Source organism: Micromonospora sp. HUAS YX12 (genome assembly GCF_040215685.1).
In the GTDB taxonomy this organism is placed as follows: domain Bacteria; phylum Actinomycetota; class Actinomycetes; order Mycobacteriales; family Micromonosporaceae; genus Micromonospora; species Micromonospora tulbaghiae.
Window position 1 is genome coordinate 3,622,954 of the sequence record NZ_CP157974.1, and the last position, 11,448, is coordinate 3,634,401.

The window sequence follows — 11,448 nt, forward strand, 5'->3', positions numbered from 1 at the left end:
CGTGCCCGGGGGGAAATCGCTTTCGGCGCGTCGGCGTGCCACCTACCGTCGGGGCCGACGACATCGCCGCCGGCGCCGGACGCCGGGGTCCACGTCGTCGCGAACGCGGCACCGGGAGTCGGAGGGGAGGTGGTGCGCATGCCGGTCGCAGCGCGTGTGTTCCGCCGTACCTCCCCTCGACACCGATGAGGACACCATGACTCTCGATCTGACCGCCCTCGGCTGGGACGCCGGCTGGGCGGCCCATCTCGACCGGCGCGCCGGCCACCGTCACGGGCGGGTCGCCCGGGTGGACCGGGGCGTCTGCACCGTGCTGTGCCCGCAGGGGCCGGTGCGGGCCAGCCTCGGCGGCGGCGTGCTGTCCGCCGCCGCCCGCGACCTGACCGCGCTGCCCTGCGCGGGTGACTGGGTACTGCTGTGCACCTGGCCGGACGGCCCGGTCACGGTGGAGGCGGTGCTGCCGCGGCGTACCGCGCTGGTGCGGCGTACCGCGGGCAAGGACGCCAGCGGTCAGGTGCTGGCCGCCAACCTGGACGCCGCCGCGGTGGTCGAGCCGGTGCACCCGGAACCGGACGCCGCGCGGATCGAACGGCTGCTCTCCCTGGTGCACGAATCCGGGGCGGAGCCGCTCGTCGTGCTCACCAAGGCCGACCTGGCCGCCGACCCGGCGGCGGTGGCCCGGCAGCTGGCCGACCTCGCTCCCGGGGTGCCGGTGCTCCCGGTCAGCGCCGAGCGGGGGACCGGCCTGGCGCCGCTGCGCCGGCACGTCGCCCCGGGACGCACGCTCGGCCTGCTCGGCCCCTCCGGCGCCGGCAAGTCGAGCCTGGTCAACGCGCTGGCCGGAGCGGACGTGATGCGCACCCAGGCGATCCGCCGCGTCGACGGCAAGGGCCGGCACACCACCACCTGGCGGTCGCTGGTGCCGCTGGCGGGTGGGGGAGCGGTGCTGGACACCCCCGGCGTACGGGCGGTCGGCCTGCTCGACGGCGCGTCCGGCCTGGACCGGGCGTTCGCCGACATCACCGAGCTGGCCGCCGGCTGCCGGTACGGCGACTGCGCCCACGACGCCGAGCCGGGCTGCGCGGTGCGGGCCGCGCTGGACGACGGCGCGCTGCCGGTGCGCCGCTGGGAGAGCTGGCGCCGGCTGCAGCGGGAGATCGAGCACGAGAGCGGCCGTCGCGCGGCCCGGCTGGCGGCCGAACGGCGGGGCGGCCGGCGGGGCGGGCGGCGCCGTACCGGACGTCCGGCGACCCCGCCCGCTCCCGGTGCGTTCTGAGCCGGACCGGGCCGGTCGGGTGGACGTGCGTGGTTCGCGCCCGACCGGCCTGAGCTGGGGGAATGTTCGCGCGACGGAAGTTGTCATACCTCGGGGCTAGAGTTGCCGAGGCGTCTTTTCTGCGCCCCGACAAGCTGTGAAAAGCACCCAGACCCGGCGTCTGGTGCACAGATCCGCCTCATATTCTTCTTCCGGGAGCACACGCACCGTGGCCGACCGACTGATCATCCGTGGCGCGCGCGAGCACAACCTGCGTGACGTCAGTCTCGACCTGCCCCGGGACGCCCTGATCGTCTTCACCGGGCTCTCCGGTTCGGGCAAGTCGAGCCTGGCGTTCGACACCATCTTCGCCGAGGGGCAGCGCCGCTACGTCGAGTCGCTGTCGTCGTACGCCCGGCAGTTCCTCGGCCAGATGGACAAGCCCGACGTCGACTTCATCGAGGGCCTCAGTCCCGCCGTCTCCATCGACCAGAAGTCGACCTCGCGCAACCCGCGCTCCACCGTCGGCACCATCACCGAGGTCTACGACTACCTCCGCCTGCTGTTCGCCCGCATCGGCGAGCCGCACTGCCCGATCTGCGGCGAGCGGATCTCCAAGCAGAGCCCGCAGCAGATCGTCGACCGGGTCCTGGCCATGGCCGAGGGCACCCGGTTCATGGTGCTCGCGCCGGTGGTGCGCGGCCGCAAGGGCGAGTACGTCGACCTGTTCGCCGAACTCCAGGCCAAGGGCTACGCCCGCGCCCGGGTCGACGGCGTGGTGCACCCGCTGACCGAGCCGCCGAAGCTCAAGAAGCAGGAGAAGCACACCATCGAGGTGGTGATCGACCGGCTCAGCGTCAAGCCGAGCGCCAAGCAGCGGCTGACCGACTCGGTCGAGGCCGCGCTCGGCCTCTCCGGCGGCCTGGTGCTGCTCGACTTCGTCGACCTGCCGGAGGACGACCCGGCCCGGGAGCGCCGCTACTCCGAGCACCTGGCCTGCCCGAACGACCACCCGCTCGCCATCGAGGACCTGGAACCCCGGGTCTTCTCCTTCAACGCCCCCTACGGCGCCTGCCCGGAGTGCACCGGTCTGGGCACCAAGAAGGAGGTGGACCCGGAACTGGTCATCCCCGACCCGGAGCGCACGCTGCGGGAGGGCGCGATCCAGCCCTGGGCCACCGGCCACAACCTCGAATACTTCCTGCGGCTGCTGGAGGCGCTCGGCGAGGCCGAGCACTTCGACATCGACACGCCGTGGCGGGCGCTGCCGTCGCGGGCGCAGAAGACGATCCTGCACGGCTCCGACGACCAGGTGCACGTGCGCTACCGCAACAAGTACGGCCGCGAGCGCTCCTACTACACCGGCTTCGAGGGCGTGGTGCAGTGGATCGAGCGCCGGCACACCGACACCGAGTCGGAGTGGTCCCGGGACAAGTACGAGGGCTACATGCGGGACGTCCCCTGCGCGGCCTGCGGCGGCACCCGGCTCAAGCCGGAGGTGCTCGCGGTCACGCTGGCCGGCAAGAGCATCGCCGAGGTCTGCAACCTCTCCGTCGGCGAGGCCGCCGACCTGCTCGCCGGCATCGAGCTGACCGACCGGCAGAAGATGATCGCCGAGCGGGTGCTCAAGGAGATCAACGCCCGGCTGAAGTTCCTGCTCGACGTCGGCCTCGACTACCTCTCGCTGGACCGCCCGGCCGGCACGCTCTCCGGCGGCGAGGCCCAGCGCATCCGGCTGGCCACCCAGATCGGCTCCGGCCTGGTCGGCGTGCTCTACGTGCTCGACGAGCCGTCGATCGGCCTGCACCAGCGCGACAACCACCGGCTCATCGAGACGCTGCTGCGGCTGCGCGGCCTGGGCAACACGCTGATCGTGGTCGAGCACGACGAGGACACCATCCGGGTGGCGGACTGGATCGTCGACATCGGCCCGGGCGCGGGCGAGCACGGCGGCAAGATCGTGCACAGCGGGTCGGTGCCGGCGCTGCTCGACAACACCGAGTCGGTCACCGGGGCGTACCTGTCCGGGCGCAGGTCCATCCCGACCCCGGCCACCCGCCGGCCGCAGACCCCGGGCCGCGAGCTGGTGGTGCACGGCGCGCGCGAGCACAACCTGCGCAACCTCACCGTGAGCTTCCCGCTCGGCCAGCTCATCGCCGTCACCGGCGTCAGCGGCTCGGGCAAGTCGACGCTGGTGAACGACATCCTCTACACCGTGCTGGCCAACCAGATCAACGGCGCCCGGCTGGTGCCCGGCCGGCACACCCGGATCACCGGCCTGGAGCACGTGGACAAGGTCGTCGGCGTGGACCAGTCGCCGATCGGGCGGACGCCGCGCTCCAACCCCGCCACCTACACCGGCGTCTGGGACCACATCCGCAAGCTCTTCGCCGAGACCACCGAGGCCAAGGTCCGCGGGTACGGCCCGGGCCGGTTCTCGTTCAACGTCAAGGGCGGGCGCTGCGAGGCGTGCTCCGGCGACGGCACCATCAAGATCGAGATGAACTTCCTGCCGGACGTCTACGTCCCCTGTGAGGTGTGCAAGGGCGCGCGCTACAACCGCGAGACGCTGGAGGTGCACTACAAGGGCAAGACGGTCGCCGAGGTGCTGGACATGCCGATCGAGGAGGCGGCCGAGTTCTTCTCCGCCATCCCGGCCATCCACCGGCACCTCCGGACGCTCGTCGACGTCGGCCTCGGCTACGTCCGGCTCGGCCAGCCCGCGCCGACGCTGTCCGGCGGTGAGGCGCAGCGCGTCAAGCTCGCCTCCGAACTCCAGAAGCGCTCCACCGGCCGCACCGTCTACGTGCTCGACGAGCCCACCACCGGCCTGCACTTCGAGGACATCCGCAAGCTGCTGATGGTGCTGGAGGGCCTGGTCGACAAGGGCAACACGGTCATCACCATCGAGCACAACCTCGACGTGATCAAGACGGCCGACTGGCTCATCGACATGGGCCCCGAGGGCGGTCACCGGGGCGGCACCGTCATCGCCACCGGCACGCCGGAGGAGGTCGCCGAGGTGCCGGAGAGCCACACCGGGCAGTTCCTGCGGCCGATCCTCAAGCTCGACGGCGAGGCCAAGGGCGCCAAGGCGGCCACCACCCGGGCGGCCAAGGCCAACGGCAGCGCCAAGTCGCGCTCCCGCAAGGTCCCCGCCGGGGCGCGCTGAGCCATCCGGTACGCGTTTTCGCAGGCCGGGCAGCGAATGCCCGGCCTGTGACGCGCCAGTATGAACCGTGCCCCACGCTGGTGCGTGTTTCCGCAGTAAGCCGAGAGAAAGGCCGGACATGAGTGATGACCAGGCGCTGACCCGACCGGTCACCCAGAGCCGCCGTACCCTGCTCACCGGAGCCGGAGCGATCGGCGCGGCCGTGGTGCTCGCGGGCTGCGGCAGCGACGACGACGCGTCCCCCGGGCTCGCCCCGACCAGCGGCGGCCCGCCCGGCGCCACCGCGACCGGCGACGCCGGCGGCGGCGACCGGGACGGCGGCAGCGCGCTGGCGCGCACCTCGGACATCCCGGTCGGCGGCGGTGCCGTCTTCGCCAGCCAGGGCGTGGTGATCACCCAGCCCGAGGCCGGCCAGTTCAAGGCGTTCGACCCGATCTGCACGCACCAGCGCTGCCCGGTGTCGAACGTCGACGGCGGCACGATCAACTGCACCTGTCACAACAGCCGGTTCTCGATCGTCGACGGCTCCGTGAAGGGCGGCCCGGCCACCAAGCCGCTCGCGGCGAAGGAGATCAAGGTCGACGGCGACCAGATCAAGCTGGCCTGACTGTTCCGCGTCCCCGTCGGCCGGTGGTCGGCGGGGGGCGCGGCTACGGTCGGGTGTCAGGGGTGCGGACTAGGCTTGACACCGTGGCTGACCCCTCGACCTACCGTCCCGCGCCCGGCACCATCCCGGAGTCGCCAGGGGTCTACCGCTTCCGCGACGGCACCGGCCGGGTGATCTACGTCGGCAAGGCGCGCAACCTGCGCAGCCGGCTCAACTCCTACTTCGCCGACCCGGTCGGCCTGCACCAGCGCACCCGGCAGATGGTGTTCACCGCCGAGTCGGTCGACTGGATCACCGTCGCCACCGAGGTCGAGGCGCTCCAGCAGGAATACACCTGGATCAAGCAGTACGACCCCCGGTTCAACGTCCGCTACCGCGACGACAAGTCGTATCCCTATCTCGCGGTCACGCTCGACGAGGAATACCCCCGGTTGCAGGTGATGCGCGGGGTGAAGCGCAAGGGCGTGCGTTACTTCGGGCCGTACTCCCACGCCTGGGCGATCCGCGAGACGCTCGACCTGCTGCTGCGGGTCTTCCCGGCAAGGACCTGCTCGTCCGGGGTGTTCAAGCGGGCCGGGCAGGTCGGCCGGCCCTGCCTGCTCGGCTACATCGGCAAGTGCTCCGCGCCGTGCGTCGGCAGCGTCACCGCGGAACGGCACCGGGAGATCGTCGACGGCTTCTGCGACTTCATGGCCGGCCGCACCGACACCATGGTCCGGCGGCTGGAGAGGGAGATGCTCGACGCCAGCGAGCAGTTGGAGTTCGAGCGGGCCGCCCGGCTGCGTGACGACGTCGCCGCGCTGCGCCGGGCGATGGAGAAGCAGACGGTGGTGCTCGGCGACGGCACCGACGCCGACGTGGTCGCCTTCGCCGACGACCCGCTCGAAGCCGCCGTGCAGGTCTTCCACGTCCGCGGCGGCCGGGTGCGCGGCCAGCGCGGCTGGGTGGTGGAGAAGACCGAGGAGCTGACCACCGGCGACCTCGTGCACCACTTCTGCACCCAGGTGTACGGCGGTGAGCAGGGCGAGGCCGACGTGCCCCGCGAGCTGCTCGTGCCCGAGCTACCAGGCGACGCCGACGCGCTCGCCGAGTGGCTCACCGCCCGCCGGGGCAGCCGGGTGTCGCTGCGGGTGCCGCAGCGCGGCGACAAGCGGTCCCTGCTGGAGACCGTCGAACGCAACGCCAAGGACGCGCTGGCCCGGCACAAGCTCAAGCGGGCCGGTGACCTGACCACCCGCAGCCAGGCGCTCGACGAGATCGCCGACGCGCTCGGCATGAACACGTCGCCGCTGCGGATCGAGTGCTTCGACGTGTCCCAGATCCAGGGCACCGACGTGGTCGCCAGCATGGTCGTGTTCGAGGACGGGCTGCCGCGCAAGAGCGAGTACCGCCGGTTCATCGTGCGCGGCGCCACCGACGACCTGTCGGCCATGTCCGAGGTACTGCGGCGGCGCTTCGCCCGCTACCTCGACGCCCGCGCCGAAACCGGTGAGCTGGGCGAGGAGACCGCCTCCGACCCCGACCGGCCCGGCATCGACCCGACCACCGGGCGGCCGCGCAAGTTCGCGTACCCGCCGCAGCTCGTCGTGGTCGACGGCGGCCCGCCCCAGGTCGCCGCCGCGGCGAAGGCGCTCGCCGAGCTGGGCATCGACGACGTGGCGCTGTGCGGGCTGGCCAAGCGGCTGGAGGAGGTCTGGCTGCCCGACGACGAGTTCCCGGTGATCCTGCCGCGCACCTCCGAGGCGCTCTACCTGCTGCAACGGGTACGCGACGAGGCCCACCGCTTCGCGATCACGTTCCACCGCCAGCGGCGCTCGAAGCGGATGACCGAATCCGCGCTGGACAACGTCCCCGGCCTCGGCGAGGTACGCCGAAAGGCGCTCCTGCGGCACTTCGGCTCGCTGAAGCGGCTGTCGTCCGCCACCGTGGAGGAGATCACCGAGGTGCCCGGGGTGGGCCGGCGTACGGCCGAGGCGATCCTCGCCGCGCTCGACGGCACCGACCCCGCCCCGGCCCTCTGATCGGCCCGTCCTTCAGGGGAGCGGGACGGCGGCGGCGACGAAGCGGTCGGGGCGCACGATCGTGGTGTGCCCCCCTGGCCAGCCGTCCACCTCGGCGAAGACAGCGCCGCGCGCGGTGAGCCATGCCCGGGCGGCGGGATCGAGTGTGTCGGTCCCGCCGCGAAGGACGCCCCACCGGTTACCGAGCAGCGCGTCCAGGGTGGTGCGCCGGCCGTCGACGACGAGCGGGGCATCGGGGAGCTGCCGGGTGCCGTCGGGGAGACGTTCCGGGGCGGCGGCTGCCCTGGCGGCGCGTGCGTCGAGCCCGGGGAGCAACCTCGCGGTCCGCGCGAACCCGCGCACCGCGGCTGCCGCGAGGCGGTTGCGGCCGAGCATGACCCGGCCCGCGCGTAGCGCGGTGCGGGTCGCGGCCGCCACGGCCGGCCGTCGCTCGCGTTCGTAGCGGTCCACGTCGCCGGGCGTGTCGACCAGGAGCCAGGACAGCGTCGCGACGTCGCGCAGCCCCGAGGCGAGACCCTGGGCGGTGAACGGCGGCATCGAGTGCGCGGCGTCGCCGGCGAGCAGCACCCGGCCCCGGCGCCACGCCGAGGCGGAGCGGGCGTGGAACGTGAACACCGTGGCCCGCTCGACGCGTAACGTCGCCGGATCCACCCACGGTGTGACCAGTTCGTCGACGCGCGTCACCAGGCCGGCCGGATCCTCACCGGGCAGCAGCATCCACTCCCACCGGCGAACGCCGGGTCGCGCGAACGTCACCATCGGCCGGGTCGCGTCGAGCACGTAGGAGAATGTCGCCTCGTCGTCGCCGGGCTCGTCGGTGCGGGCGTCGACGACCAGCCACGGCTCCGGATAGCTGACGCCGTCGTACGAAGCCCCGATCAGGCCCCGCACGGTGCTCGACGCGCCGTCGCAGCCGACGAGCCAGGAGGCGGTCAGCGCCGAACCGTCGTCGAGCGTGACGGTGACCAGGTCGCCGGACTGGTCGAGCGCCGTCACCGATCGGCTGGCGTGCAGGCGCACGGTGGGCATCCGCGCCAGCCGCTCGCGTAGTGCCCGTTCCAGGCGGGGTTGATCGAGCATGACGCCGGCCGGGACGCCGGCCGGGAGGCGAAGTGTCACCCGCGGCCGGCGATCGGGTCCGAGTAGCTGGGAACGGCGCAACGGTGTCGCCCATTCGTCCCAGCCGTCCAGATCCTCGATGCGGCGGAGGATCCGCTGCGCGTGCCAGTCGAGGACCGCCGCCCGGGGATGGGGGTGCGACCCCGAGCGGGCGTCGGGGGCCGGGTCCACCACGTCGACGCGGACGCCACGGTCGCCGAGAAGCGCGGCGAGCACCGCTCCGACCGGTCCGCATCCGGCGATCACCACGTCTGCGTCCACGCTCATGCCGGAAAGGGTAGGACGTGCTCACCAGCTGGAGTCGATCAAGCGAGGGGCGCAGAGGCGGTCGGAGAGCCTGTCCGCATCTGCGTGCGATGGGCGGATTGTCCGGTTGCCTGGTGGGGGTGTGGGCGGATTGTCCGGTTCGCTGGGCCGGGCGTGGTCGGCGTCACCGCCCCGGCGGAATCGGCGGTGGGGTGCGGGCGTTATACCTGGCAGACCGCGTGGAGCCCGGCCCCGCCGCAGGCAGCCCCGGTCGGAATGCCCGGCCACCGGCCGTCGTTACATCCCCGAGCCGCGGAGCAGGCCCCCCGGGCCGCCCGTGTGCCAGCCCTTCGACGGGCACCCCCCCAAGACTCTTTCCCCTCGCGCGGCACCCCCGCCGCGCTTTTTCCCCCGACCAGGGAGGCAACCATCATGGCTACCACTCTGCTGCGTAAGACCGTGCTGACCGCTGCCGGTATCGCCGCCACCGCCGGTGGCATCGCCGGCCCCGCGATCGCCGCGCACGCCGCCCCCGCCGAGAAGGCCGCCGTCGTGGCCGACCGCAAGGGCCACGGTGAGCGTGAACTCGACGTGCGCTACGAGGCCCAGCCCAACTTCTACTTCTGCGGCCCCGCCGCCGCCCGCAACGCCCTGTCCGTACAGGGCAAGAACATCGACGTCCACGCCATGGCCCGCGAGATGGGCACCACCGAGGCCGGCACCGACAGCATCAACGACATCACCCCCGTGCTGAACAAGGAGACCGGCGCCAAGGACGCCTACAAGTCGGTCGAGATCAGCACCCCCAAGGCCGACGACAAGCAGACCGACACCCTGCGCACCGACGTCGTCAAGACCGTCGACGCCGGCCGGGCCGTCGTCGCCAACATCGCCGGCACCGCCACCGACACCGACGGCAACACCCACTCCTTCGAAGGCGGCCACTACATCAGCGTCATCGGCTACCGCGACAACGGCCACACCGTCACCATCGCCGACAGCGCCGACCCCGACACCGCCACCTACCGGATGAGCATCGACAACCTCGCCGACTGGATCGCCACCCGCGGCTACAGCACCAGCTGAGAACACCCGCCCCACAGCAAGACCGCACAGCAAGACCAAGGGCCCGACCCCACCACAGGGGTCGGGCCCTTGTCGTGCGTGTCAGGACTCGGCGAGGGCGGCCAGGATCGCCTCGCCGTACTTGGCGAGCTTGTTCTCGCCGACCCCGTTGACCCGGGACAGCTCGGCCAGCGAGGCGGGCGGCTCGGCGGCGATCTGCCGCAGGGTCGCGTCGTGGAAGATGACGTACGCGGGGACGCCCTGTTCCTTGGCGGTGGCCGCGCGCCACGCGCGGAGCCGCTCGAAGACGGGCGCGGCGGCGGGGGAGAGGTCGGCGACCACCGTGGCCGCGCCCCGGGGCTTGGCGGACCGGCCGGCCGGACGCTCCGGCTCCTTGCGCAGGGTGACCGTACGGCGGCGGCCGAGCACGTCCGCGCTGGCCTCGGTCAGCGCCAGCGTGCCGTAGTCGCCCTCGACGGCGAGCAGGCCCTCGGCCAGCAGTTGCCGCACCACGCCACGCCACTCGGCCTCGCGCAGCTCGGTGCCGATGCCGAAGGTGCTCAGCGCGTCGTGGCCGTGCTGGTCGATCTTGTCGGTGTGCTTGCCGAGCAGGATGTCGATGCTGTGCCCGGCGCCGAAGCGCTGGTTGCGCTCGCGGTCGAGCCGGTAGACGGTGGACAGCAGCTTCTGCGCGGCGACCGTGCCGTCCCAGGACTCCGGCGGTTCGAGGCAGGTGTCGCAGTTGCCGCAGTCGGCCAGCCCGGTCTCGCCGAAGTATTCGAGCAACTGGGCGCGGCGGCAGCGGACCGTCTCGCAGAGCGCCAGCATCGCGTCCAGGTGGGCGGCGAGGTTGCGCCGGTGGGCCAGGTCGCCCTCGGACGTCTCGATCATCTTGCGCTGCTGCACCACGTCCTGGAGCCCGTACGCCAGCCAGGCCGTGGACGGCAGCCCGTCCCGCCCGGCGCGGCCGGTCTCCTGGTAGTAGCCCTCCACCGACTTCGGCAGGTCCAGGTGGGCGACGAAGCGTACGTCGGGCTTGTCGATGCCCATGCCGAACGCGATGGTGGCGACCATGACCAGCCCGTCCTCGCGCAGGAACCGCTGCTGGTTGGCGGCGCGGGTCGCGGCGTCCAGCCCGGCGTGGTACGGCAGCGCGGGGATGCCGTTGGCGACCAGGAACTCGGCGGTCTTCTCCACCGAGGCCCGGGACAGGCAGTAGACGATGCCGGCGTCGCCCGGGTGCTCGTCGCGCAGCAGGGTCAGCAACTGGCGGCGCGGCTCCCGCTTGGGCACGATGCGGTACTGGATGTTGGGCCGGTCGAAGCTGGCCACGAAGTGCCGGGCCTCGGTGAGCCGCAGCCGGGTGGCGATCTCGGTGCGCGTCGCCTGCGTCGCGGTGGCGGTCAACGCGATCCGCGGCACGTCCGGCCAGCGCTCGTGCAGCATCGACAGGTTGAGGTAGTCGGGGCGGAAGTCGTGCCCCCACTGCGACACGCAGTGCGCCTCGTCGATCGCGAACAGCGCGATCCGGCCGCGTTCCAGCAGGCCCAGGGTGGAGCGCACGGCCAGCCCCTCCGGGGCGAGGTAGAGCAGGTCCAGCTCGCCGGCGAGGTAGGCCGCCTCGACCCGGCGCCGCTGCGCGGGATCCTGGGTCGAGTTGAGGAACCCGGCCCGGACGCCGACCGCGGTGAGCGCGTCGACCTGGTCCTGCATGAGCGCGATCAGCGGCGAGACCACCACCGCCACACCGTCGCGGACCAGCGCGGGGATCTGGTAGCACAGCGACTTGCCGCCACCGGTGGGCATGAGCACCAGCGCGTCGCCGCCGGCCACCACGTGCTCGACGACCTCCTGCTGGCAGCCGCGGAAGGCGTCGTACCCGAAGACCCGGCGCAGCACCTCAAGCGCGTCGCTGGTCGGTGGGGTGTTGGTCCGCTCGTCGGTGGGGGAGACCATCCGCGCA

At 72.6% G+C, this 11,448-nt stretch carries 7 protein-coding genes; 5 read left to right on the forward strand and 2 right to left on the reverse strand.

Annotated elements, in window-relative coordinates; translation table 11 throughout:
- Window positions 1-196: 196 nt before the first annotated feature.
- The 4 genes from rsgA (at window position 197) to uvrC (ending at window position 7,055) form a co-directional block, all read left to right on the forward strand.
- On the forward strand, window positions 197-1,276 hold the full coding sequence (gene rsgA / locus ABIH81_RS17615) for a ribosome small subunit-dependent GTPase A (protein WP_349876003.1): 1,080 nt from the start codon (window positions 197-199) through the stop codon (window positions 1,274-1,276).
- A gap of 208 nt (window positions 1,277-1,484) precedes the next feature.
- The gene (gene uvrA, locus ABIH81_RS17620; protein ID WP_349876004.1) at window positions 1,485-4,427 is read left to right on the forward strand and encodes an excinuclease ABC subunit UvrA; all 2,943 of its coding nucleotides are present in this window, start codon (window positions 1,485-1,487) and stop codon (window positions 4,425-4,427) included.
- A gap of 118 nt (window positions 4,428-4,545) precedes the next feature.
- A complete protein-coding gene (locus ABIH81_RS17625) occupies window positions 4,546-5,034 on the forward strand; it encodes a Rieske (2Fe-2S) protein (protein WP_349876005.1) in 489 nt (162 codons plus the stop codon).
- A gap of 83 nt (window positions 5,035-5,117) precedes the next feature.
- The gene (uvrC, locus tag ABIH81_RS17630; RefSeq protein WP_349876006.1) at window positions 5,118-7,055 is read left to right on the forward strand and encodes an excinuclease ABC subunit UvrC; all 1,938 of its coding nucleotides are present in this window, start codon (window positions 5,118-5,120) and stop codon (window positions 7,053-7,055) included.
- Window positions 7,056-7,067: 12 nt separating this feature from the next.
- On the opposite strand, the gene ABIH81_RS17635 is transcribed toward uvrC, so the two are convergent.
- Window positions 7,068-8,441: an FAD-dependent monooxygenase gene (locus tag ABIH81_RS17635; RefSeq protein WP_349876007.1), complete on the reverse strand. Its 1,374-nt coding sequence runs from the start codon at window positions 8,439-8,441 to the stop codon at window positions 7,068-7,070.
- Window positions 8,442-8,852: 411 nt separating this feature from the next.
- On the opposite strand from ABIH81_RS17635, the gene ABIH81_RS17640 reads away from it, so the two are divergent.
- A complete protein-coding gene (locus tag ABIH81_RS17640) occupies window positions 8,853-9,506 on the forward strand; it encodes a C39 family peptidase (RefSeq protein WP_349876008.1) in 654 nt (217 codons plus the stop codon).
- Window positions 9,507-9,587: 81 nt separating this feature from the next.
- Here ABIH81_RS17640 and recQ read toward each other — a convergent pair whose 3' ends face one another.
- A complete protein-coding gene (recQ, locus tag ABIH81_RS17645; RefSeq protein WP_349876009.1) occupies window positions 9,588-11,441 on the reverse strand; it encodes a DNA helicase RecQ in 1,854 nt (617 codons plus the stop codon).
- Window positions 11,442-11,448: the final 7 nt, after the last annotated feature.

Bases quoted from the DNA above. Each gene is read 5' to 3' on its own strand.
- ABIH81_RS17625 (WP_349876005.1), top strand. From the start codon at position 4,546: ATGAGTGATGACCAGGCGCTGACCCGACCGGTCACCCAGAGCCGCCGT.
- rsgA (WP_349876003.1), top strand. From the start codon at position 197: ATGACTCTCGATCTGACCGCCCTCGGCTGGGACGCCGGCTGGGCGGCC.
- ABIH81_RS17640 (WP_349876008.1), top strand. From the start codon at position 8,853: ATGGCTACCACTCTGCTGCGTAAGACCGTGCTGACCGCTGCCGGTATC.
- recQ (WP_349876009.1), bottom strand. From the start codon at position 11,441: ATGGTCTCCCCCACCGACGAGCGGACCAACACCCCACCGACCAGCGAC.
- ABIH81_RS17635 (WP_349876007.1), bottom strand. From the start codon at position 8,441: ATGAGCGTGGACGCAGACGTGGTGATCGCCGGATGCGGACCGGTCGGA.